The organism is Pelomonas nitida, assembly GCF_043555975.1.
In the GTDB taxonomy this organism is placed as follows: Bacteria; Pseudomonadota; Gammaproteobacteria; order Burkholderiales; family Burkholderiaceae_C; genus Pelomonas; species Pelomonas nitida.
The window spans coordinates 129,655-154,017 of sequence record NZ_JBIGIA010000009.1 but is presented as its reverse complement, the minus strand read 5'-3'; the positions used below and the strand labels follow the sequence as shown (position 1 = coordinate 154,017).

Annotated in this window: 14 protein-coding genes; 11 read left to right on the top strand and 3 right to left on the bottom strand. The window is 71.5% G+C overall.

Annotation, left to right across the window (positions count from 1 at the left end):
• Positions 1 to 11 precede the first annotated feature (11 nt).
• The 9 genes from ACG00X_RS13420 to ACG00X_RS13380 all read left to right on the top strand — a co-directional run bounded on the left by ACG00X_RS13420 (position 12) and on the right by ACG00X_RS13380 (position 19,560).
• On the top strand, positions 12 to 1,982 hold the full coding sequence (locus tag ACG00X_RS13420) for a hypothetical protein (protein WP_394488690.1): 1,971 nt from the start codon (positions 12 to 14) through the stop codon (positions 1,980 to 1,982).
• 658 nt (positions 1,983 to 2,640) lie between these two features.
• Positions 2,641 to 3,039, top strand: coding sequence for a GPW/gp25 family protein (locus ACG00X_RS13415; RefSeq protein ID WP_394488689.1), 399 nt, complete (start codon positions 2,641 to 2,643; stop codon positions 3,037 to 3,039).
• A gap of 83 nt (positions 3,040 to 3,122) precedes the next feature.
• Positions 3,123 to 5,315, top strand: coding sequence for a baseplate J/gp47 family protein (locus ACG00X_RS13410; RefSeq protein ID WP_394488688.1), 2,193 nt, complete (start codon positions 3,123 to 3,125; stop codon positions 5,313 to 5,315).
• 102 nt (positions 5,316 to 5,417) lie between these two features.
• Complete coding sequence (locus tag ACG00X_RS13405) at positions 5,418 to 8,657, top strand: phage tail protein (protein ID WP_394488687.1); 3,240 nt, start codon at positions 5,418 to 5,420, stop codon at positions 8,655 to 8,657.
• Positions 8,658 to 8,679: 22 nt separating this feature from the next.
• A complete protein-coding gene (locus tag ACG00X_RS13400; RefSeq protein ID WP_394488686.1) occupies positions 8,680 to 11,106 on the top strand; it encodes a hypothetical protein in 2,427 nt (808 codons plus the stop codon).
• A gap of 4 nt (positions 11,107 to 11,110) precedes the next feature.
• Positions 11,111 to 12,379 (top strand): hypothetical protein, encoded by a 1,269-nt coding sequence (locus ACG00X_RS13395; RefSeq protein WP_394488685.1) that lies wholly within the window; start codon positions 11,111 to 11,113, stop codon positions 12,377 to 12,379.
• A 1-nt stretch (position 12,380) separates the two neighbouring features.
• Positions 12,381 to 14,156 (top strand): hypothetical protein, encoded by a 1,776-nt coding sequence (locus ACG00X_RS13390; protein WP_394488684.1) that lies wholly within the window; start codon positions 12,381 to 12,383, stop codon positions 14,154 to 14,156.
• The gene (locus ACG00X_RS13385) at positions 14,156 to 16,063 is read left to right on the top strand and encodes an ATP-binding protein (protein WP_394488683.1); all 1,908 of its coding nucleotides are present in this window, start codon (positions 14,156 to 14,158) and stop codon (positions 16,061 to 16,063) included. The genes ACG00X_RS13390 and ACG00X_RS13385 overlap by 1 nt, the downstream gene beginning before the upstream one ends.
• Before the next feature lie 128 nt (positions 16,064 to 16,191).
• Complete coding sequence (locus ACG00X_RS13380) at positions 16,192 to 19,560, top strand: phage tail protein (protein ID WP_394488682.1); 3,369 nt, start codon at positions 16,192 to 16,194, stop codon at positions 19,558 to 19,560.
• A gap of 14 nt (positions 19,561 to 19,574) precedes the next feature.
• Here the strand turns inward: ACG00X_RS13380 and ACG00X_RS13375 are convergent, their stop codons facing one another.
• Entirely contained in the window at positions 19,575 to 19,721 is a 147-nt protein-coding gene (locus tag ACG00X_RS13375; protein ID WP_394488681.1) for a hypothetical protein, read from the bottom strand.
• A gap of 184 nt (positions 19,722 to 19,905) precedes the next feature.
• Here ACG00X_RS13375 and ACG00X_RS13370 point away from each other — a divergent pair, with 184 nt between their 5' ends.
• Positions 19,906 to 20,640: a hypothetical protein gene (locus ACG00X_RS13370; protein WP_394488680.1), complete on the top strand. Its 735-nt coding sequence runs from the start codon at positions 19,906 to 19,908 to the stop codon at positions 20,638 to 20,640.
• Between the two features lie 13 nt (positions 20,641 to 20,653).
• On the opposite strand, the gene ACG00X_RS13365 is transcribed toward ACG00X_RS13370, so the two are convergent.
• Both ACG00X_RS13365 and ACG00X_RS13360 read right to left on the bottom strand, forming a co-directional pair.
• On the bottom strand, positions 20,654 to 21,727 hold the full coding sequence (locus ACG00X_RS13365) for a phosphotransferase (protein ID WP_394488679.1): 1,074 nt from the start codon (positions 21,725 to 21,727) through the stop codon (positions 20,654 to 20,656).
• Between the two features lie 101 nt (positions 21,728 to 21,828).
• Positions 21,829 to 22,533: a Crp/Fnr family transcriptional regulator gene (locus tag ACG00X_RS13360; protein WP_394488678.1), complete on the bottom strand. Its 705-nt coding sequence runs from the start codon at positions 22,531 to 22,533 to the stop codon at positions 21,829 to 21,831.
• 97 nt (positions 22,534 to 22,630) lie between these two features.
• Between ACG00X_RS13360 and ACG00X_RS13355 the strand changes: the two genes are divergently transcribed.
• Positions 22,631 to 24,358, top strand: a complete 1,728-nt coding sequence (locus ACG00X_RS13355) for a type IV pilus assembly protein FimV (RefSeq protein ID WP_394488677.1) — start codon at positions 22,631 to 22,633, stop codon at positions 24,356 to 24,358.
• Positions 24,359 to 24,363 lie beyond the last annotated feature (5 nt).

The following is a 24,363-nucleotide window of genomic DNA, read 5'->3' as shown; positions in this document are numbered from 1 at the left end:
GGGAACATCCTATGAGTGCTTCTCACGTGCTGCGCTGGGTCGGTGGGCAGAGCTTCGTGGCCGCGCCGGTGAACAACGCGCCGGTGCTGCTGCGCTTTGACAGCGACGACTTCATGGACCGCCTGCTGGCGACGCTGGCCGACGCGCCGCAGACCCTGCCGGCGTTCGTCGCGCGGCCGGAGTCCTGGCAGCAACTGGGGGCGCCCACGCCGGCACCGGCGCCCGCGCCGCCGCGGTCGGCGCTGGCACGGGCCTTCGCGCGCCAGCGGGCGTTGCGGGGCTTCCAGCGGCCGGCGCTTCCGGCGCCGGCGCCGGCACCACTGCCGCTCAAGTTGTTCCAGCCCGTGCATCAACGCTTCTATGTCGCGGCGGCCCACCTCGTCTGCGAGTTGCCGGGGCTGCCTACGCGCGCCACGGCCGGGGGTGACCGCAGCGGCATGCTGCTGCGCCGGCTGTTGCCGGACGGGCGCGAGGCCGCCTTCGTGAAACTGCCGGGGCAGCCGGGCCGCTGGCATCCGCTGGCCGATGCCGGGCAGCCGCTGCCGGGTGAAGAGTGGCTGTCCGTCTTCCCGCTCGCCTACCGGTCGCCGGACGGCCACACCCGCAAGCTGCTGGCCGGCCTGGTGCCGGCGGCGCGGCATGATGATTTCCGCTTCGCGCCCGTCGGCACCACGCCAGAGCCGGCGCTGGACCGGGCGGCCGAGCTCAAGGCCGGCGCCCGCATGAAGCTGATTGCGCCGTGGCAGGGCTTGATCGAGCGCGCGCAGGCCTCGCGCGAGGCCGCCGGCGCCGAGCTGACCGACAAGCCGTGGGAAGACAAGGGGCAGGTCGCCACCGCCGCCGGAGAGACGCTCAAGACGCTGAATGACCAGCTGCAGGAATCCAGCTGGCGCCAGTTGCAGGACATGCAGGAATGGCTGGCCGCCACGTTGCCGCAGGTGCACGCGGCGCTGGCCGACGGCCTCAGCCTGCCGCAGCCGCAGGCGCAGGCACTGCTCAACCTGCTGGCCGGTGCGCACTGGAACGCCACGGACCGCAACGCGGTGAAGGACGCGCTGTCGGATGACGTCAAGGTGATTGCGGCGGGCGCCGCGACGACGCTGCGCCAGGCCTTGTTCAAGATCGGCCAGGCGGGCGTGGGCGCGGCGCTCGATGCGACGGAGCAACCGTTCCCGGAGGGGCCCGGGTGGCCGCCCTTCAGCTTCCCGCTGGCGGTGGCGACGGCCCCGGCCGATCCGACAGCCGTTCTCGCGGGGCCCTTCAATGCCTGGGCGGAAGTCGAGCCGCCGCCTTCATCACCGGACCCGCGCGACCCGCAGGAAGAAGCCCAGCGTCGGCTGGAGACCCTCTACAACGCCGTGGCGCTGGCCATCGACGAGGCGCTGCTGGGCGGCACGCTGGGGCCGGGCAGGGCCCAGGCACCCGATGCTGCCCGCATGGCCACCGAACTGCAGGCCACGCTCGCTGCCGACACCGGTGCGCCACGCTATGTGCTGCGGTTCGTGCACCAGCGCTGCGACTGCGGGCCCTTGCATCCGGCGGTGATGTCCGGCCGCAGCGAGGTGTTCGAGCTGGCCGGCTTCTTCGACAGCGATGCGCCGCTGCGCCCCATCCGCATCGCGCTGCCGTTCGACACCTCGCCCGGTGGGCTGCGCAAGTTCGGCAAGAACAGTGCCTTCATCATGAGTGACCTGCTGTGCGGCCAGATGAAGCGCGTGCGGCGGCTGGGCTTCGGCAGCCTGGTGCTGTCGGTGCTGCCCTGGCCGTTTCACAAAAGCCTGCGCGTGCGCAAGATGGCCCCTTGCGCCAAGCCCGGCGGGGCGAATTTCGGCACGATCTGCTCGCTGTCGATCCCGATCATCACCATCGTGGCCTTCGTGCTGCTCATCGTCATTGCGACGCTGCTGGACCTGATCTTCCGGTGGCTGCCGTTCCTGATGGTGTGCTTCCCGATTCCGGGGTTGAAGGGGAAGAAGCCATGAGCAGCAGGGGTGCTTTGTTGAAGCGAGCTGCTTCTCGGTGCATTGCCGGGAGTCCCGCCCGGCGGCGGGGTAACTTTCTTCTGCCGCGCCAGAAGAAAGTCACCAAAGAAGAGGCGCTGAACCGCACACGAGCGCGGCGCCGCGATGAGCGGCGCGCGAAAACAAGTGCCGGACATGGCTCGACGAAGCGAACCGCTGCGCTCTCGCGTCTGACTTGTCACGAGCACCGCGAATCGGAACACCTGTCCGTCCGACGCGCGGCTGCACGCCGTGCTCACCAGAACAGCCTAATGCAGCGTCGCTCGGGCGACGCGATTGATGAGCACTCCCGGTGCCGTCGCCCCAGCGACGCGGTATTTGCTGATCAGCCCGGCGTGCAGCCGGCGTTAAGCGGCGTGAAGAGGCGATGGATGGCGCTCGTCACAGGGACAGCAGCGAGAGCGAAGCGGGTCGCGTCGGTGCGCAACGCCGCAGCTTGTTCTCGCGCGCCGCTCCTGGCGCTGTCGCGATGGCGTGCGGGTCGGCGCCTCTTCTTTGGTGACTTTCTTCTGGCGCCGCAGAAGAAAGTTACCCCGCCGCCGGGCGGGACTCCCGGCAGCTCGGCTCCGAGTCGAAAGGCTCTTCGCAAGAGCATCCAAACGACGAGAGGACGCCGATCATGAGAGACGAAGCCGCCCTCTACGGCCGTGGCGTCGCTTTCCCGCTGCGCCTCACCCCAGAAGGCCGCCTCGCGTGGTCCGAAGGCGAAGCCAATGTTCGCGAATCCATCCGCATCCTGCTGCTGACGGCCCAAGGCGAGCGCCTGCGCCGCCCCGACTACGGTGCCGGCCTGGAGCGCTTCCTGTTCGAGCCGAATGTGCCGACGACCTGGCGTGCCATCGAGGAATCCATCCGCCGGCAGCTGGCCCGCTGGGAGCCGCGCGTGCAGGTCGAGGCCATCCAGGTGGCCGCCGACCCGAACGACGCCGAGGCCGCGCTGGCCGAACTCAGCTTCACGCTCGTCGCCACGGCCCAGGCCGGCCGCATGAGCCTCTCCATCCCCGTGCAAGGCAGGTAAGTCATGTCGCCTCCACGTTCCCTCCGTTCACGGGCCCCTGTCGGGGCGGTGTCGCCCAACGGGCGGCCGGGCGGGCGCTGATCATGCCCATCCAGCTCCCCGCCATCGACGACCGCGACCATGCCGCGCTGGTGCGTGACACGCTGGCCCTGGCCGCCGTGCACGCCCCGGAGTGGACGCACACCGGCCCCAGCGACCCCGGCGTTACGCTGGTCGAGCTCTTCGCCTTCATGGCGGAGAGCCTGCTCTACCGCGCCAACCTCATTCCCGAGCGCAGCCGGCTCAAGTTCCTGCAGCTGCTGGGCATCGGGCTGCGGCCGGCCCAGCCGGCCCGTGCCCTGGTGCAGTTCAACAACGAGGCCGGCGAGCGCAAGACGCTGACGCTCGCGTCGGGCCTGCCGCTGCAGGCCGGCGCCATTCCGTTCCTGACCGACACCGGGCTGGACCTGCCGCCCGTGTCGGGGCGGGTGGTCTTCAAGCGCACCGTTGGCAGCCCCGACCCCGCGTTGCTGGACTACTACCGCCAGCTCTACGAGGCCACGGGCCAGGACCTGTCGGGCAGCGATGCCGGCGTGGACCCCATCCTCTACGACAGCGTGCAGGTGGACGACCTGCCCGCCGCCATCGACCTGAGCGCCGAGACGGTGGATGGCGCGTTGTGGATCGCGCTGCTGGCCGCGACGCCCGACGAGGTCGAGAAAGCAAATGCCCGTAACGAGCTGGCCGGCCGCACGCTGTCCATCGGGCTGGTGCCGCAGCCGGCGGAGACGAGCGCGCGCCTGCAGCCGGGCCGGCCGGCGGCGGCTCCGCCCGTGCTGCGTGTGTATGCGCCCAAGGTGGGGGCCGGCGGCACCGGCACGCCGGGGGTGTACATCCGGCTCGACGCCACGACCCCCGAAGGTTTTCCCGAGCAGGCCGGCATCCTGCAGGTCACGCTGCCCGTCTCGGCCGATGCCATCGGCACCTGGCCGGAGACCGAGCCGCTGGAAGCCGGCGTCGGCGAGCTGCCGCCGCAGCTCACGGACGACGAGGTGGCCGCGCGCGTGGTGAGCTGGTTGCGTGTCGACGGGCTGGCCACCGCCGGTGTGCGGCTGGCCTGGGCCGGCACGCACTGCGCCGCCGTGCGGCAGCGCAGCCGGGTCAGCCGTGAGCTGCTGCAGCCCGGTGACGGGGCGCCCGAGCAGCGCCGCAACCTCAGCCACGGCCAGGTGCTGGCCGATTCGCTGCAACTGCTCGTGGCCGGCCAGCCATGGGCACTCACCGACGAGCTCGAGGCGGCGCCCCCGGAGGGCCAGCCCGGCGCCACCTTGTTCGCGCTGGATGCCGAGAGCGGCGAGATCCGCTTCGGCGACGGCGCACGCGGCGCGCGGCCCGCCAATGGCGCCGAGATCTCGGCCCGTTTCGACTGGGCGTTGGGGGCCGCCGGCAATGTCGCGGCCCAGGCCATCAAGCTGGGCCCCACGCTGCCGCCGGGGGTCAAGGTCAGCAACCCACGCCCGGCCAGCGGCGGCCTGGACGCCGAAAGCGCGGCCGACGGCGAGAAGCGCATTCCGCTGGTGCTGCGTCACCGCGACCGCGCCGTCAGCGCCGATGACTTCGACGCCATCGTGCGCGAGACGCCGCAGGCCGATGTCGGTCGCGTCGAGGTGCTGCCGGCCTGGCACCCGGAGCTGTCGCCGGGCCTGCCGGGCGACCAGCCGGGGGTGGTCACCTGCATGGTCATCCCGCGCCAGGACCCGCGCCGGCCCGACTACCCGCTGCCCAACGCCGACTTCATCGATGCCATCTGCGACCACCTGGCGCCGCGCCGCCTCGTCACCTGCGAGGTGTTGCTGCGCGGCCCCGTGTATGCGGGGCTGTGGATCAGCGTCGGCATCGAGCTGCACGCGGGGCAGGGGGTGGCCGAGGTGCGGGAGCGCGTGAAGGCGGCGCTGAAAGCCTTCCTCGCCCCGCTGCCTGGCCCCGGCAATGCCACGGGCTGGCCGCTGTTCAAGGCCGTGGCCGCGCTGGAGCTGGCCACCGTGGCCGCGCGCGTTGACGGCGTGCTGGGCGTGACCGGCCTGCTGCTGGGCGATGCGAGCGGCGCGCAGCGCGACAGCGTGCCGCTGGCCGGGCTGCAACTGCCGCTGATCGCCGGCCTGGCCGTGAGCCTGGGCGACCCCGTGCCGCTGTCCGACCTCATCGGCCAGGGCACGGGCGGCGACGGCACTGGCGGCGGCTCCGCGGGCGCCGTTGCCATCCGGCTGCCCGTGCCCCGCGTTCCGGAGAACTGCTGACATGGCGATTCAGCGCATGCACGACGACAGCGACGACGCAACGCTTGCCCGCCCAGGGGGCGTCGCGTGCGGCGTTGTGGGCAGCGTTGGAGGGAGGGGCTGATGGACGCCAACGGCGGCCGCTTCCACGCGCTGGCCACCAAGGCCGACTGGCTGGCCCATGCGCCCGACGGCGACTGGGGCTGGCTGCCCGACGACCCCGCGCACGAGGACGCGCTGGGGCAACTCGTGCTGAAGCCGGCGCTGTACGAATTCAAGGCCAGCGGCGCGAGTGCGCTGCCCGAGCCCACGTCGCGGGCCGGCGGCGCGTTCGACCGCTACGGCAATCTCTATTCGCTGACTGCCGACGGCACCCGCATCCGCGTCTGGTCCAGCGGCAGCGGCTTGCTGACCACCTTCTGGCCGCTGCCGCAGGCGGCGGAGGCGCCCGCTGTGGCCGGCGGCTTCGGCCCCTGTGATCCTGTGATCGCCGAGCCGCTCGTCATGGATGCGCTGACGGTGACGACGGGCCATTACCTCGTCGTGGCCAGTGTCGCCGCCGGCGGCCTGCTCATCTTCGACCTGCACGGCGGCGGGCCGCCGCTGCCCCAGCCCTGGGCGGGCATGCCGGCGCCGCATGCCCTGCTGGCGCTGGACGATGGTGGTGTGGCGCTGTTCGGCGCGTCGCGGCTGCACCGCCTGGGCGCCGACCTGCGACCCTGCGTGCCCCGCACCGCAGGGCCGGTCGTGTTCGGGCCGGCTGCGGCGCTGCCGGCGCTCGAAGACCCGGCGCCGCTGCTGCCCGCCGGGCCGCCCTGTCAGCTCGAGCTCGGGGCCGACGCCACCGCAGTCGCCGCGTTGCCGGGTGGGCGCTTCGTCGTGTTGCGCCGTCAGGCGGACGGGTCGAGGCTGTCCGTCATCGACGCGGCGGGCCTGGAGAGTGCGGCCGTCGGCCCGCTGGAGCAGCAGATCCAGGCCAACACCGTCGGGCATGTGAGCACCGCGCTGTCCAGCGCCACGCTGGCGGTCGAATGGCCGGCCGAGGCCGGCGGCGAGAGCTTCGGCGTGCTGCTGCTCGCGGCCAGTGGCGACCAGGCCTTCCGCTTCGCGGCCGCCGAGCCGGTCTCGGGCACCTGGCAGTTCACGCTGCAGCAGGACTTCATTCCGTTGCGCCGTTACCTTGCGGGTGGCCTGGCAGCGCTGGCGGCCGGACAGGTGCTGCACCGGTTCTCGTCGGCACGGGTGTTCTACGCCGGTGCAGACCGCTGGCTGCCGCTGCTGACATTGCCGCGCCCCCGCTGCCTGCGCGAGGGCACGCTGACCGGGCCGGTGTGGGACAGCGGCACGCCGGCGTGCGTCTGGCATCGCGTGGCGCTCGATGCACGGCGCCCGCCGGGCAGCACGCTGACCCTGCAGAGCCGCACGGCGGAGACACCCGAGGCGCTGCAGCTGCAGCCCTGGCGAGACGAGCCCCGGCTGCAGCCGCATCCCTCTGGGCCCGAGCTGCCCTGGCGCGAGCCCGCCGTCACGGCGTGCAAGGAAGTGCAGACGCTGACCTGCCTGCTGCAGGCCGCTACCGGCCGCTACCTGCAGCTGCGCCTGCAGGCGGGCAGCGATGGGCAGCACAGCCTCGGCCTGGCCAGCTTGCGGGCCTGGTATCCGCGCTTCAGCTATCTGCAGCACTATCTGCCGGCGGTCTATCGCGCCGACGCGGCCAGCGCCGCCTTCACCGAGCGCTTCCTGGCGCTGTTCGAGGGCGAGCTGACGCGCTGGGAGGATCGCATCGCTGCGGCGCAGCTGCTGCTGGATGCGCGCACGGCGCCGCGCGAGACGCTGGACTGGCTGGCCGGCTGGCTGGCCGTCGGCTTCGACGGCTCCACCGGCCTGGCGCGCCGCCGCGCTTTGCTGCGCCATGCGACGGCGGCCCATGCGCGCCGTGGCACCGTGCCCGGCATGCTGCTGGCCGCCACGCTCGCGTGGGAGCACGACAGCGTCGACGTCGAGCCCCTCCTCGCGGTGCCCGAGGCGCTGGCAAACCGCGTGCATGGCGTGCGGCTGCAGGAACTCTTCGGTCTGGCGCCGCCGCTGGCGGCGCAGGCCTGGCGCCCGGCGCTCGGAGGCGGTGACCTGCTGGCGCGGCTGGGCGGCGTCGATGCGCTGGTGGTGGGGCAGCGCACGGCGGCGTTGCGCACGGTGCTGGGCTTTGTGCCGCGCGCGGCAACCGAGGAGGCGGGCCACGTGTTGCCATCGGGTGATGAGCTGCCGGGTGATGCGCTGTTGGGTGAGGCGCCAGCGGCGCCTGCATTGCCGGCCGACAGCCCCGACACCTCCGCTGGGCTGCAGGCGCTGCGTGACCACCTCCAGGCCACGCGCGTACAGGCGCCGTTGCGCACGCGCTGGCAGCGCTTTCTGCAGCAGCGCTGGGCCACGCTCCCCGCGCTGAATGCCGCGTGGTCGAGCCACTGGGCGGCCTGGGCCGACATCCCCGTGCCCACGCAGCTGCCCGCGAGCGATGCCGAGCTGCTGGACTGGGCGCAGTTCGAGCATCAGACGGGCCTCGCTGCCGGCGCAGTGCTGCCGACAACGGCCTGGCAGTCGGCGCAGGGGGCCGCTGCGCTGCGCGCCCGGCTCGCGCCCATTGCCGGGCTGGGCGCCGACGGCGCGGACGCCGCGCTGCTGCAATCGGCGCTGGGTTTCCTGCCGCGCGGCGCGCAGGAGGAGGCGGCGCTGATGGCGTCGTGGCGGCTTGCGGAATTGCCCGACGACGAGCCGCAGTCCCGCAACGAGGCCTTCGACGACTACCTCGCCGCCACCCGGCCCTGTGCGCCGTTGCGCCAGCGATGGCAGGACTATCTGGCCCGCCGCTGGCGCCGCATCTCGCTGCTGAACGCGGCCTGGGGTACCGGCTGGCGCAGCTTCGACCGCATACCCAGCCCGCTGCGCCTGCCCGCCGGTTCGGTGGCGCTGGCCGACTGGTGGCGCTTCGAGGCGCAGATCGTGCGCGCACTCACGCCGGCGCATCGCTTTCGCATCGTGCTGCCGCTGCCGGCCGACACCAGCTCGCTGGACTTCGACGAGCTGGCCCGCCGCCGCGCGGCCGTGGAGCGTGCCGTGGCGCTGGACAAGCCGGCCCACACGGTGGCGGAAATCCGCTTCGGCTTCGAGCTGTTTCGCGTCGGCGAGGCGCGGCTGGGCCACGACACGCGGCTTGAACAGGGGCTGGCGCGCCGGCCCGAGCTGGCGGCGCTGACGGCCGATTCCATCTGGCCGCCCCTCGTGCTCGGCGAGCGCGACCTGGGGGGCGGCCAGCTCACTCATCCACGCCCCTTGCCGCCGCCGGACCGCGTCGGCCTGGATCGCTAGACGCCATTTCTGGGAGACCGACATGGGATGCTGCACAGGCTCCACCTTCACCCCCGCGCCGGATGCGGCGCTGGACCCGATGCAACGCGTCAACTACACCTTCGGCATGGTGCTGGGGGTGGACGACTTCCGGCAGGAGCAGACCTACCTGATGGCGCGCGACGACCGCCTGCTGCGCGAGCTGGTGGGCTACGGCACCTTGCGCGGGCTGACGGTCACGCTGCAGGGCGACCAGGTGCGCGTGTCGCCTGGCATGGCGCTGATGCCGGACGGCCGGCTCGTCGCGGTGCCGGCCGAGCAATGCGCGGATGTCGCGCGCTGGCGCGAGACCGAACTGGCGGCCACGCCTGGCGCTGGTGGCGACCAGACCATCTACGTGCGGCTCTACGCCGCCGATGCGAGCGGCTCGCCCGTGCCCATCCCCGGCGAGCCCTGCCGGGACGAGAGCGAACTCAGCGCCGATGCACGCATCGCCGACAGCTTCCGGCTGGACTTCTCGTTCGCGGCGCCCGATGCCAGCGAGGACCTCGCGTTGCGCGCGGTGGTGGCCTGGATACGCTCGATCAAGGTGGGCCCCAACGGCGTGACGCTGACCGAGTTCTGCGACACCGTGCGCGCGCAGCTGGCCCAAGTCATCGCGACTACCTGGAGCGATGTGCACGCCCCCGTGCCACAGCCGCCGGTGCTGGGCCTGCCGGGCACGCTGCCGGCGCCGCCGGCCGGCCTGCGCATCCCTCGTGCGCAGCTGGCCGAGTACTACGCCGCCGCGTTCGACGTGTGGGTGCAGCTGGTGCGCACGGCGCAGATGACCCACCACGGCCCGGTGCCCGTGGCGCAGGCGCTGCCCGAGCACGGCCTGCTGCTGGCGGCGCTGGAGGTGCAGGCGGGCAAGGCACAGGCGGTTCACATGCTGGGGCGTCAGCAGCTGTTGCATCAGCGCCTGCTGCAGGAATGGCTGCTGCGCGATGGCAGCCAGGACGCGCCGCGCGAGGCGCATTTCGTGCTGGGCAAGGGCGACCCCGAGCTGGACCATGCGCAGGACCTGCAGGCTGACTTTGCCGAGCACAACCAGGCGATGACGCGCATCGACATCGTGGGCGACAACACCGACGGCGCGCTGCCCGGCGCGACGAAGGCGAAGATCGTGCCGGCCGTGAAGTGGCCGGGTGGTGGCGACGGGGGCGGCCCCGACTACTACGGCCCCGGCATGACGCAGCCCATCCCGGTGGCCGATGGCGGCACCGGGCAGAACCTGCTGCCGCAGACCGGCGCGCTGCTGGTGGGGCGCGGCGCGTCGGACGAGACCGGGCAGGCACAGTTCGAGCTGGGCTCGCTGGTGGGTGCGGCGCTGACCAAGCCGGTCGGGCCGTCCAGCAACATCCTGGTCGACCTGGCGCTGTCGCCCCAGATCCGGCTGGACACCGTGCAGGACATCGGGCCGCAGGCCCACCCCACGTTCGCGGCGCTGGACGTGACGGGCATGCTGACCGTGGACCATCTTGTCGTGGACACGGAGGTCGACGTCCATGGCGGGCTCTCGGTGACGGGCGAGGTGACGCTGGGGGCGCCGGTCAGCAGCGTGCTTGCGACCGACGCGCAGGGCGTGGTCGGCGCCGCGCGGGTGTGGGATGGCGATGAGAGCGCGCTGACCCAGGAGCCACCGATCCCCTACCTCTACGCGCCCGGGCAGGGCGACGGCGAGAGCGGGGCGGCCGTACGCGTGGTGGACGGCGGCACGGGGCTGACGCGCCGCCCGCAACGCCGGCAGGTGCTGGTGGGGGCCGACCCCGAGGTCACGGGCGTGCAAGGTGGCGACTATGTGCTCGCGACGCTGCAGTCCGGCGCGAACATCGACATCCGCCTGGAGCGCGATGAGGGCGAGGATTGGCAGCTCGTCATCGATGCCGCCGCGGTGGCGCCGACGCAGGTCGTGGCCACCGGCAGCCCGTCCAGCCTGACGGCCAGCATGGACGGCAACGTCGCGTTCATCGACACCGCTCAACCCTTGCACTTGGACGCGCGGCCGGCGTTCGCGGGCTTGAGCCTCACGAACCTCGAGGTGGAGCCGGCGCCGGACGGCTTGCTGGGCTGGCGCGAGAAGGACCAGCAGGTGGTGCTGACGCGGGGCGGCGGCAGCACCGACATCACCCGCTGGCCGGTGCGCTACATCAGGCAGCGCGACGATCTCGTCTACAAGGACGGCGACATGGTGCTGGTGGCGCTCATCAGTGGTGGGCTGAAGCTGCCCAGCCCCAAGGAGACTGGCATCGGTGATGGGCGTGTGCTCGTCGTGACCTCGGCGACCGAGAAGTTCTCGCTGGACGGCATCGGGTCCGCCACCGACAGCACGTCACCGTCCACCATGCCCCTCGGGATTGGCCAGAGCTGCACGCTGATCTCGGCGTTGGAGCTGCCGGTGCCGGGGTGGCTCGTCATCGGGCGGAGCTGAGGCCATGGCCAGCGTTCTGAACGCCCGCCTCAACCAGGTCGTCGCGGTCGAGGGCGAGCCGCGCAGCTCTTTCTTCAACGGCCGGCTGCTGAGCGCCGAGGACCTCACACGGGAACAGGCCGCGCGTGACGACGCCGAGCGCCGTCTGGCAAGGCTCATCGGCTGCGGTGTGGCGCAGGGGTTGACGGTGATGGGCAGCGCCGGCAGCAGCGTCGTGCACGTCGCGGCGGGCCTGGGGGTCACGGCGGCCGGCGCGGTCATCGACATCGGCAACCTCGATCTGGATCTCAGCAGTGCCTCCCAGGGGGCCTCTTTCAACGGCTTTGGCAACTGCGCGGCGGGCCTGTCCGAGGCCCAGCCCTCGGCGGGTTTGCATCTGCTGACGCTCACGCCCGCGTGGAGCGGCCAGGGGCGGGCCGCCACGCTGCTGGGCGAGGTGGGGGCCTGCAACCGCCGAACGCAGCAGCCGGCGGTGCGCGCCCGGCTCATCGAGGTGGTCGCCACCTCGGGCCTGTCGCGCAACGAGCTGGCCGTGGCGCTGCTGTCGCCGGGCTTCGGGCTTGCCACGGTGCCAGGGGCGGCCCGCGTGGGCTGGTGGATGCGTCAGCGCATCGACGGCTGCGCGGCCGCGCCCGGCTTGACGGCTGAAGAGCTGCCGCTGGCCTTGCTGCAACTGGGCGGCGGTGCGGTGCCGGCGTGGATAGACACCGACAGCGCGCGCCGACGCCTGGCGCCGCCGCCGGGCAGCGCGGGCAACGCGATGTGGCCGCAGGGCTGGCCTGTGGAGATGCAGGCCCTGGCCGCCCAATTCCTCGCACAGCTGTCCGAACCCGCCACGACGGCGGACGATGTCACCTGGCTGCCCCCCGCGCTGCCGTTGACCGCCGCGCAGCTGGAGCGCGTGCGCGCAGTGCTGCCCGAGGTGCCGCTGTATGCCGACCTGCTGGACCGCGCCTGCTTTGCCCGCGCGCTGGTGGAGGGGTGGGAGGGCGAGCCGGTCCTGCGCGGCGGGGCCTCGTTGTATCTGGCGCAGCTCAACGGCCATGCGGACCGCCTGCTGCTGCGGGCGGTGGCCACCAGCGTCGGCACGCTCAGCGACGCGCAGCGCAGCGTGGCCCGGGAGGGCGCAGAGCAGACGTCGGCCCGCGTGGCCTCGGCGGCCGGGCGTGTGCTGGCCGCCGGGCGGCGGCATCCGGCCGGGGGGCCGAGTGCGGATGCGCTGGCGGCCGCCGCATCGGCACTCACGCAGGCGCCCAATCGGCGCAAGCGCTGACATGCCCGCCGCCCTGTCCATCCAGCGCCTGACGGCGCAGCTGCCCCCGAACGCGCAGCCGGTCGGGGCCCGGCTGGCGCTGCAGTCGCTGGTGGCCGACCTGGAAGACGCCGTGCCGCGCGGGCTGCCGCCGCAGGCCTTGCTGTGGATGCGGCGGCTGCGCCTGCAGGCCCCGCCAGCCGCGCTGCTGAACGCCCTGCCCGTGGCGGGGCGCCACGCGTGGATCGGTGCGGGGCGGGAGCAGATGGCCGAGGCGCTGGCCCAGGCGGCGCGCCCGGCGCTCGGCGCGGTGCCGGATTCCGCCCCCGCCGTGCTGTTTGCCGACGAGGCGGAGATGCTGGCCTGCCTCGCGCTGGCGGCCCAGGCCGGCGCGCTGGACCGCTGGTGGTGGCGCGGCCTGCTGGGACGAGCCTGGCCACAGCCTGCGGCGGCCTGGCACGCGCGTCCGCACGCCCAGTCCGCCACGCGTCGCCTGCTGAGGCAACTGGGGCAGGGCGGGGCGCTGGTGGCGCTGGACGCTGCGGAGTCGAGCGTCGCGGCCTGGCGGGGCCCGGCCGCGGCTGCGCCGTTGCCGGCGGGCGGGCCGATGACGGCCGCCGCCGCGCAAGGGCTTGCGCAGCAGCCGCCGTTGATGGCCGTGGCCGGGCTGCCGCCGGGCGTGTCGGCACAGCAGGCGGGTGCAGCCGCCCCGCTCGCCGCCGGAGCCGATGCCGGTGTCGATGCCGACGTGCCGGACCTTGCGCGCACCGATGCGCCGCGCGTCCTTGCTCGGCGGGCGCGTGAGGTCGCGCCGCTGCCCGGCGCAGGGTCGCGGCCCCGCCAACGGACTGCCGCGCCTGCCGCAGCATTGCCGCCTGAGCGGGCCACGGCGGCGGCCGCGCCGCAGCCAGGCGAGCCGCTGCAAGGCCCGGCGCCGCAGGCGCCAGCACCGATGCAGCGGCCCGCAAGGCCGCAGGAGGCGCCAGACGGCCCGGTTCGCCCTCGCCCCAGCGGGGCCGGCGCGCTGTCGCCGCCGAGCACCCGGGGGTGGCGCGAGCCGGTTGCGGCGCAGGCGCCCGTCGAGGCCACCAGGCCGCCGGGCGTTGCGGCGCACGCCCTGGGCAACGCAGCAGCCTTGCCAGCGGAGCCACAGGCGCCGCACGACGCGCAGGGCCCGGCGCCGGCGGCGCCGACGGCCGCGCGCTCACGGGTGCCGCAACCGCCCGATCTGCCTGCTGCGATGGGATTGCAGCCGGCCGCTGCCGACGCCGCCTTGCCGGCATGGCCCTGGCCCCAGGCGCTGCACAGCCATGTGGCACCGTTGCTCTTCGTCGTGAATGCGCTGCTGGAGGATGGCCTGTACCCGGACTTCACCCGCCCGCGCGACCCCGGGCTGCCCGTGCCCCTGTGGGCCATGCTGGCCGCGCTGGCCGCCGCCTGGCGGCTGCCGCCGGATCCATTGCTTTTGGTGCTGGCCGAGCGCGGCGCCGCTGCACCGCCGCCCGTCGACATGCCGGCTGCGCCTGGGGTGGCGGCGGCACCCTGGCCGCAGTGGCTGGCGGCCTACGCGCGCGGTCTGCGCCGGCGGCTGTCGCGGCGCTTGGGCCGGCGCTCCTGGGCGTTCGCGCGGGCGCTGGTGCTGCCGCGACCCGCGCAGCTGTGGCTCAGCGAGGCGGAGTGGGTGGCGGAGTTCGACCTCGCCAGCCACGACGTGGCCTGGCGGCTGGCCGGGCTGGACCGCGATCCGGGTTGGCTGCCGGCCTCGGGCTGCAGCTTGCGTTTCGTCTTTCACAGCTGATGCGGGCCGATCCCTCCCCCGAACTCTGGCCGCAGGCCGCCACGGCGTTGCGCGCCTTGCTGCTGGCGGCGGCCTGGCGCGTCGTGCTGCATGCGCGTGAGCTGCTGGGCGACGACGAGGTCGAGGCGCGCTTCGATTTCGCACTGGGGTATGTCGCGGCATTCGAGGCCCTGCCCGATGAGGCGCCGCCGCATCCACGGCTGGCCGCGTTGGCGCGCAATTGGCCCGAGCAGGCGGTGGAGTTGTGGCTGGTGCACGGGTTGACCGAGGAGGACCGGCGCTTCGGCCCGCTGTTCGAGGCGATGAACCAGGTGCTGGGCGATGAAGGCAGCCAGCCGGGCCCGGCCTGGCTGCAGCAGGCCTTCGGCACGTTGCCCGGCCAGGGGCTGAGGCCGGCGCTGCGGGCGTTGCTGCTGACCGGCGTTTTGAAGCCCGAGCATGCCGGGCAGTCGCGTGCGGCGCAGCGCTTTGAGGTTGACGAGGCGTGTTGGGCGGCCTTGCGTGGCGAGCCGTTCGATGAGCCCGCACCAGGCCTGCGGCTGCGCTCGGCCGAGGCCGCCCCGGCGCTGGAGGCCTTGGTGCTTGCCGATGCCACGCACGAGCGGCTGGCGCGCTGGCAGCCTGGCCAGCCGCTGCTGGTGCGGGGCGCGGAGCACAACGGCCGTGGCAGCCTCGTCGCCGCGCTGGCCCGCGCGCAGGGGCGGCCGGTGCTCGAATGCCGACTCGAGGCCGGTAGCGCCGCGCCGGTCACGCTGGCGGCCCTGGCCGCCCTGTGTGGTGCGCTGCCGCTGCTGCGCGTGGAGGCCTCGCCCGGTGAGGCGCTGCGGCTGCCTGCGCTGGTGTCGGACTTCGCGGTGGTGGCCGCTGACGAAGACGGCCTGGAGGGCTTGCCGGCACAGACGCTGGTGGTCTCGCTGCCGCTGCCGGCGTTCGAGCAGCGGCTGGCGCTCATCGAGCAGGCCCGGCCCGGTCTGCCGGACGCGGCGGGGCTGGCGGCGCGGCTGCACCTGGCCTGCGGCCACCTGCACCGGGCGCTGATGCAGGCCCAGTCGGGCGACGAGGCGGCCCTGCGTGACGCCGCACTTGCCGGTGGCGCGGCCGGGCTGGCCCGGCTGGCGCAGCGGCTGGACCCGGCGCAGGCCCCGCGCGAGGCGTTGGTGCTGGATGACGGGCTGGCCCGCGACCTGGCTGCGCTGGCGGCGCGCTGCCAGCAGCGCGACCGCTTGCGCGCTGCGCTGCCGGCGGCGTTTGCTGCGCGTCTGAATGCGGGCGTGCGGGCGCTGCTGGCCGGCCCGTCGGGCACGGGCAAGACGCTGGCCGCGCAGGTGCTGGCCTGCGAGCTGGGGCTGCCGCTGTATCGGCTGGACCTGTCGGCCGTGGTCAGCAAATACATCGGCGAGACCGAGCGCAACCTGCACCGGCTGCTGTCGGCCGCGCAGGCGCTGGATGTGATGCTGTTGCTGGACGAGGGTGACGCGCTGCTCGCGCCGCGCACGGAGGTCGGGTCCAGCAACGACCGCTACGCCAACCTGGAAACCAACTTCCTGTTGCAGCGGCTGGAGAGCCACCAGGGCCTGGTGCTCGTGACGACGAATGCGCAGGCGCGCATCGACTCGGCCTTCATGCGCCGCTTCGATTTCGTCATCCCGTTCCGCGCGCCGGAGGTGGGCGAGCGGCTGCGGCTGTGGGCGGCGCATCTGCCGGAGGACCATGGGCTGACCGCCGCGCAGTTGGGGGCGGTGGCGGAGGCTTGCACGTTGGCGGGGGGGCAGGTGCGCAATGTGGTGCTGGATGCGGTGTCGGCCGCGTTGTCGCGCGACGGCGTCGTGGGCGCCGAGCTGTTGCTCGATGCGTTGCAGAGGGAGTACCGGCGCAGTGGCGGGTTGTGCCCGTTGAAGGGGCTGTGACGTGTTGCGCGGGTCTGGCCTTTTGATTGCTTTTGCCGGGCGTGTGTTTGCTCGGTGCATTGCCGGGAGTCCCGGCAACACAGCACCGCGTCCAACAGGTTCTTCGCAAAAGCAATCAAGCTGCTGACATGCTCGCGCCCCGCTCCTTCGCCCCTCGCGTCGCCAAGCCCAAGAGCGACCCCCGCTTCGTCGCCGTCGCCGAACAGGCCAAGTCGGCAGCGACCAAGCTCAAGCAACACCCCACGGCAGCGACTAAAGCCAAGCAAGCCAGCAAATCAACAAAACCGCCGGCCAACGAGCGCCTGGCCGCCGCCAAGGCCAAGGTCGTCGACGCGGTGAAGGAAGCACCCGCGCCCAAGCCAGCGCCCACGTCCTTCAAGGCGCTGCTGCGCGCCGAGATCGACAAGGCCATGCCCAAGACGCTGGGCGACACCGAGAAGTTCATGGGCGGCGGCGCCCAGGGGCAGATGAAGGGCGCGGCCAGCGGTGGCGTGTCGCAGCAGAAGGAGGCGGCGACCGGGCCGGTCGACAAGGCAACGAAGAAGCCGCCCGATGCCGGCGCCATTCCGGAGCAGCCCGCCACGCCGCTGCCGGCCGAGCCCGGCGCTGTTGCGCCGCCCATCGCCGGTGGCCAGGCCATGCCGCTGCCGGCCACGGCGCAGGAGGTGTCGCTGCAGGAGACCAAGCAGGACACCGAGCAGGCGCTGAAGGACGAGAAGATCAAGCCCGAAAGCCTGCCCAAGGCCAACGACCCCCGCTTCACGGCCGTGGCCGACGCCAAGGGCAAGGTGGCCGCGCAGGCAGACAAGGCGCCCGCCGCCTTCCGCGCCAAGGAGGCCGGCGTGCTGGCCAAGGCTGGCGCACAGGCAGCGGGCAATGCGCGTGCGGGCGCGCTGCTGATGGCCGGACGCAAAGGCGCGGGCAATGCGAAGGTGCTGACCCGCCAGCAGCAGCAGGCCGCCAAGGAAGAGGCCGAGCGCGCCAAGGTGGCGGCCACCGTCGAGGGCATCTACACGCGCACCAAGACCCGCGTGGAGACCAAGCTGGGCGGGCTGGACGCCGAGGTGTCGGCCATCTTCGACCCCGGCGTGGATGCGGCCATCGCGCAGATGAAGACCTATGTCGACGACCTGCTCTTCGACTACAAGGTGCGCCGCTACCTCAGCATTCCGCTGGTGGGCCTGGCGCGCTGGCTGCGGGACGCGGTGCTGAACCTGCCCGACGAAGTCAACGTGTTCTACACGCAGGGCCGCGCGGTGTTCACGCGGGCCATGGATGCGTTGATCGACCGTGTGGCGGCGCTGGTGGAGAAGCGGCTGGCCGAGGCCAAGGCCGAGGTGGCCGCGGGCCAGGCCGAGATCAAGGCCTATGTGGCCAGCCTGCCCGCCAACCTGCAGGCCGCCGGCAAGGCCGCCGAGACGGCGGTGAACGATCGCTTCAAGGAGCTGGAAGAGGGCATCGAGAGCAAGAAGAACGAGATCGCCGCCGGCCTGGCCCAGAAATACAAGGAGGCCTTCGACAAGGCCGACGAGGCCTTGAAGCAGATGCAGGAGGAGAACAAGGGGCTGATGTCGGGCTTCCTGGACAAGCTGGGCGAGATCGTCAAGGCGCTGATGGAGTTCAAGGCCAAGCTGCTGGGCCTGTTGAAGAAGGGCATGGAGACCATTCAGCTGATCCTGGACGACCCTATCGGCTTCCTCGGCAACCTCATCGCTGCGGTGAAGGGCGGCTTCAACGCCTTCCTGGGTGCCATCGGCAAGCACCTGCGTGACGGGTTCTTCAAGTGGCTGCTCGGCTCACTGGCGGCCATGGGCATCGCGCTGCCGGCTGACCTCAGCATCATGTCGGTGTTCAAGCTCGTGCTGGACGTGCTGGGCATCACCTATCCCAAGCTGCGCGCCAAGGCCGTCAAGCTCATCGGCGAGACGGCCGTGACCGTCATCGAGAAGGTGGCCGAGTATGTGCAGGCGCTGTTCCAGGGCGGCGTGGCGGCTCTGTGGGAGAAGGTCAAGGAGGACTTGTCCAGCCTGAAGGACATGGTCATTGGTGCGATTCAGGACTGGCTCATCGAGACCGTCGTCAAGCAGGCCATCACCAAGATCGTGTCCATGTTCAACCCGGCCGGCGCCATCATCCAGGCCATCCTTGCGATCTACAACGTGGTGATGTTCGTCATCGAGAAGGCGCAGCAGATCATGGCGCTGGTCGAGGCGGTCATCAACTCCGTGCACGCGATCGCAACGGGCGCGATCGGCGGCGCCATCAAGGGCATCGAGACCGCCCTGGCCTCGGCCATCCCGGTCCTGATCGGCTTCCTGGCCCGGTTGCTCGGGCTGTCGGGCATCAGCGAGAAGATCCAGGGCTTCATCAAGAAGGTGCAGGCCAAGGTGGATGCGGCGATCGACAAGGTCATCGCCAAGATCGTCGGGGTCGTCAAGAAGTTGTTTGGCGGTGGTAGCAAGAGCCTGGACCCGGACAAGCAAAAGAAGATCGATGCGGGCGAACTGGCCATCCAGGCGGTGGCCGCGAAGTACGCCGATGGCGTCGCGGAATCCGATGTGCTCAACGAGGAAATGGCGGCAGTGAAGCGGGCGCATCCGGTGTTCACGTCGCTGAGCGTGGAGAAGCAGGGGGCTGAATTCTTTTGGTCCTACAAGGCCAATCCGACCAAGAAGGGCAAGATCAGCAAGCAGTCGGCGGAATGGGCCGTTGGCACGCACACGGTGCCCAAGCCCGTGAAGGTGAGGAGGGCCAAAGGCGAATCTCATCACGTGCCGCAGAAAATCCTGCTGGGCGCTATGGGCGAGTTTTTCGAGGCAGCTGCCACGCCAATCAAGACGGTTCATCCCGACCTGGGCAAGCGCATGGCTAGCTTCGGCAAGGCCAGGATGACGGCGCTGAAGTCGGGTGGGCAGGGCCTGTCTGCCATCTGGCTGAAGTCGGCTGTGCACGACGCCGCGCATCAGCCGGTCGCGTTGTCGGATGTCATCAAGGAGGCCCAGAAGTTGGCCGACAAGGGCGAATCCCTGGACACCCGGGCTGATGGCGCGGAAATCGGCGGTACCGTGGCCATGCCGGCTGCGGGTTTGCGTGCGTCGGCATCGGCGGGGAAGTTGGCGTCCAACTTCTCGGTGGTCGGCCGCGCGCCGGACTCTGGCAAGACCGTCGACGAGGTCAACGCGCATGTGCGGCGCAGCAACCTGTTTGCGGCGGTGGGCGAGGAACTGGGTGGCCAGTTCTTCGGGTCCAGCAAGGCTACGAAGCGCCAGCGCGCTGCAGCGACGCGGAAGATTGCCTCGGGCCCCGCGAAAAAGACCCAAGCCGAGGCGCTGAACCGCAAGGCGATGGCGCTGTTCAAGGCGCAATGGAACGGCCTGCTGGTCACCGGTCTGGCAGGTGTGGGCAATGCGCTGACAAGAGATCCCAACAAAGGCTGGAAGTCCGAGCTGACCAGCCAGGCTCACGCCACCTGGGCCCAGCACCTCAGCCCACCTTGATGCTCAGCGCTGGTTCACGTGCTGTTGTCCAAATGACGCTTGCCATGCTTTGTCATCCGCCCCGTGCCAACCGGCGAGCTAAGACAAGACAAGACGGAGCCGTGTTCGAACGGCGCGATGATCTGGCCGTCGCGGCCGTCCAGGGCGATGATGGCCGACATCAGCCGTGGCGATTCAGGGCAATGAAGGGGACAACGGCCTGCCCGCGCTGAGGTAGAAGGACGGAACCGGGCGGGGGCACGTTCGCCGCCGGGAGGCGCACTTTATGTGCGTGCCGGCTGAGGTCATGCATACACTTCGATCATTTCTCGCCTGTAACGGCAATCTTTTTCATTCTCTCGACCCATGCTCGTAAAGCAAGTCAAGCACTGGCTCGTGACCCGCGCCAACGCCGCGCGGTGGCGCCCGATCCAGGAGTGGGTAGAAGCGCGCGGCGGCACGTTCACGCTGAGCCGGGATGGCGATGGTTTTCTTATCGAGCAGCCTGACGCGTCTGTCGGCGCCTTGCGCGTGGAGTGGGGGGTGTCGCAGCGCAACTACTTGCCCGGCACCGAGCTGCGCATGCGCTGTGAGGTTGGGGTGCACCCCGACATGCAGACCATGGTGCTGTGCCGCTCGTTGATGGAGGAGCTGGAGCGCGTCGTCTTCGAGGCCTACACCGACACCCTGAAGACGCGCGTCGACATGGACACGCCCGAGGAGATGCGCTGGCTGGTCATGTTCCCGAAGTTCACCAATGCGGCCTCAGCGCTCGTTCGCCAGCGCTATGGCGTGCTTGGCGTGACCAAGGAGGTCACCGCGGCGTGGGTGGATGGGGAACTCAGTGATGCACTCACGCAGGCCAGCGAGGATCTGCTGCCCGAGGGCCATCCCTTCGTGCTCATGTGCATGCGGGGCAATGTCTATCTGCGCACGCAGATGACCGAGGCCGATCAGCCCAAGGTGCAGGCGCTGGTGCGGCTGCTGGAGACTGCGGCGCATGCCGCGATGCGTGTGAGCGGCCGGCTGGCGGACTCCGGCGCCTGGCCCACGACAACCTCGTTTGCCTGGATGCCTTCGAGCCGCCCGGGCGATCTCTGAAGGCTGGGGGCGGCTACGCCTGCTGGGCGAACCGCCAGGCGAGTTCGGCCAGTGGCCGGGCGCTCTTGGCGGTTTCCACCGCCTGCGCGCTGGACGCCGTGCCGTCGACGACGCGCTTGGCGATGCCCTGCACGATGGCCGCAATGCGGAACAGGTTGTAGGCCAGGTAGAAGTTCCAGTCCGCCATGACGGCACCGACATCCGCCCGGTTGGTGCGTTCGCAATAGCGTTGCACATAGTCGCGCTCTGCGGGAATGCCCAGCGCGGCCAGGTCCAGCCCACCGAGGCCGCGGGCGGCGCCCGAGGTTGTGATGTGCCAGCTCATGCAGTGGTAGCTGAAGTCCGCGAGCGGGTGCCCCAGCGTCGACAGCTCCCAGTCCAGCACGGCAATGATGCGCGGCTCGGTCGGGTGGAAGACGACGTTGTCCAACCGATAGTCGCCGTGGACGATGCTCACCTCGCGCTCGTCGCGGGCCGACGCGGGGATGTGCGCCGGCAGCCAGTCCAGCAAGGCGTCCATGGCCGGGTTGGCGTCGGTGACGGAGGCGAGGTATTGCTTGCTCCAGCGGGCGATCTGGCGGTCGAAGTAGTTGCCGGGCTTGCCGTAGCTGGTCAGGCCCACCGCGTTGACGTCCACCTGGTGCAGTGCGGCGATGACGCGGTTCAGCTCGTCGTAGTGCGCGGCACGCCCGGCCTGGCTCAGGCCCGGCAGGCCCTGGTCCCACAGCACGCGGCCCGGCATGAATTCCATGACATAGAAGGCCCGCCCGATCACGCCTTCGTCTTCGCACAGCGCGCGCATGGCCGGCACCGGCACGTCGGTGCCAGCCAGTGCGCCCATGACCTGGAATTCGCGCTCGATGGCATGCGCCGATGGCAGCAGCTTGGCCGCCGGCCCCGGCTTGCTGCGCATGACGTAGCGGGTCCCGGGCGTCGTCAGCAGGTAGGTCGGGTTGGATTGGCCACCCTTGAACTGCTCGACGGTGACGGGGCCTTCGAAGCCGTCCACATGGGCGCTCAGCCAGGCGCCCAGGGCGGCGGTGTCCAGCGGCTGGGAGAGGGGGCGGGTGCCGGTGAATGCGTCCATGCGCGCATTCTGCGGGCCAGTGCTGACGCGTGTTGTCGCGCCAGCGTCAGGCCTGTTGGCGGCGGCGCCGCACGCGCGCCGGGGGCGTCAACGCAGGGTTTTCAACGGCTGGCCGCGGCCAGCAGCTTGTCGCGGCTCAGCACGACGAGCCGCGTGGGCTCCACGCGCACGGCGCCTTCGCGCTCGAAGGCCTTGAGTTCCTGGTTGACCCGCTGGCGCGAGGCGCCGAGCAGCTGTGCGAGGTCTTCCTGCGCGAGTTGCAGGCCGATGCGGATTTCGTCGCCCTCCTGCACGCCGTAGGAGCGGGCCAGCAGCAGCACCTGCTTGGCCAGTCGCGCGGCCAGCGGGCGGGTGCTGAGGTCCTCGATCATGTCGAACATCAGCCGCAGCCGGCGGCAGTTCAGTCGCAGCAGGGCGTCGTAGAGCTCGGAGTGCGTCTGCAGCAGCTCGCGGAAGTCGGCCTTGCGCACGCACAGCAGCGTGGTCTCGCCGTGGGCATAGGCGTCGTGTGTGCGCGGCAGACCGTCGAACAAGGCGATGTCGCCGAACCAGGTGCCCGGCTCGACATAGGTCAGCGAGATCTGCTTGCCGGCCAGCGACACCGAGCTGACGCGTACCGCGCCCTTGGCAACGGCCGACCATTCCTCTGCCGGTTCGCCGCGGTGCGACAGCATCGTCTCGTCAGGGAGGCGGCGCACGAAGGCGCGTTGCAGGATGTCTTGGCGCAGCGACTCGGACAGCCGCGAGAACCAGGGACCCTGGTCGATCTGCTGGCGCTCTTCGGGGGTGAGGGCGAGGGCGTTCATGGCTGGCGCATTGTGCAGCGGCCAGCTGCGCACCCCATGCTAGAGTCGTCCGCGCCGTCTCCCCTCGTTCAACTGTACCGCTAGCTTTTCGCCGTCAATGCTTTCCTCGGCCCCGCGCCCGACGTTGCTGGTCGTCCTTGCTTCCGCCGTGGCGCTGTCGCTGGGTCTGTTGTCGCTGAATGCCCAGGCGATGGGCCTGGGGCGGCCGCAGGTCCACTCGCCGTTGGGCAAGCCACTGGATCTCAGCTTTCCGCTCAGCCTCGCGCCGGGCGAACGAGTGCCCGAGCGCTGCGTGCGCGCGGAGGTGTCGGCCGGGGAGGCCCGCGTGCCTGCCGGGCTGCTGCGCACGCAGCTCGAAGGCGAGCCGGGCAGGCAGCAAATCCGCCTGCAGAGCCTCGAGCCCATTGCAGCGCCGGCGCTGCGCGTCACGCTGGCCGTGGGTTGCCCGGTGCAGCTGACGCGTGAGTTCCAGGTCGTGATCGAGCCGGCCAACTCGGCCGACGCCCAGCGCGTCGCGCCGGCGATGGCGTACCCCGTGCCGCGCGCCGTGCCATCCGTCGTTCCACTCGTTGCGCCAGCCACCGTGCCACCCGCCGCGGTTATGGCAGCTTCGGCACCTGCGCGTGCCGCGTCGGCCGCCTCGCCGGCGAGCCGACAACGATCTCGCCCGAAGCCGCAGGCCGCCGGCCCGCGGCTCGTGCTGGAGGCGCCAACGGTGCAAGCCGGCCGGCCGAAACCGCGCCCGCCCTCGGCCGACGCCGCGAATGGCGCTGACGAGGTGTACTCGCCCGAGCTCGAGGCGCAGATCACGCTGCTGGAGCAGAGCGTCGTTGTACTGAGGGCTGAGCTGGAAGCGCGCGTGCGGGCCCGTGCCAACGCGGCTTCCGCAGCTGCGGCGGTGGCTGCAGCACCGGCATCGGCATCCGCCTCGGCCGCGACAGCCGTGGCATCGGCGTCGGCGGTGCCGGCCGTGGCGCGCGAAGCCTCCGCGCCGGCCATGGCGGCGTCGGAGCCCGGCGCTGTGCCGCCGTATGAGGATCCACTGACCTGGCTGCTGACACTGGCGCTGGGCCTGCTGGCCGGGGCGGCGGCGTTCTATGGCAGCCGCTGGTTTGACGAGCGCTCGCGCCGCGATGCGGCCCATTGGCGCACGGTGCATGCGACCGAGGGCGGCGCAACGTCGGTTCAGGCTTCAGCTGGGTTCGCGTTCTCCGTCGCGCCGGATGAAGGCCTGCCGAATTCGACGCGCCCGCAACCCCAGCCGATGCCCTGGGCGCCGGCGCCCCAGGACCTCGGGCCGGCCCTGGAGGCGGTCGACCCCGGTGTGGCGGCAGAACTGCTGGACTTGCAGCAGCAGGCCGATTTCCTTCAGTTGCTGGGTCAGCACGATGCCGCCGCTGATCTGCTGGCCAACCGACTGATCAAGGGTGATGCCGGCGCCATGGTCTACCTGATGCTGATGGAGATCTGCCAGCAGCGTGGTGACCAGCCAGTGTTTGCTGAGCTGACGCGGCAGTACGAGCAGCGCTTCCGCATCCAGGCGCCGTCCTGGTCGCTGAGTCTGTCGCGTGGGCGTGGCCTGGATGCCTGTACCAGCGTGATCGCCCATCTGCAGGTGGTCTGGAGCGACCCGTCAGCGGCGCTGCGCCTGGTTCAGGAGCTGGTGGCTCGTGGTGGTGGCCCCGGCGTCCCGCATTTCGAGCTGCCGGCCTTCCGCGATCTGCTGATGCTCTACAGCGTGGCGCGCGACTTGTTCGAGGCCGGCCAACGCGGCGACCAGGTGGATCTGATGCTGCCGCTGGATTCGCGATTGGGCGGTGTCTGAGCGGC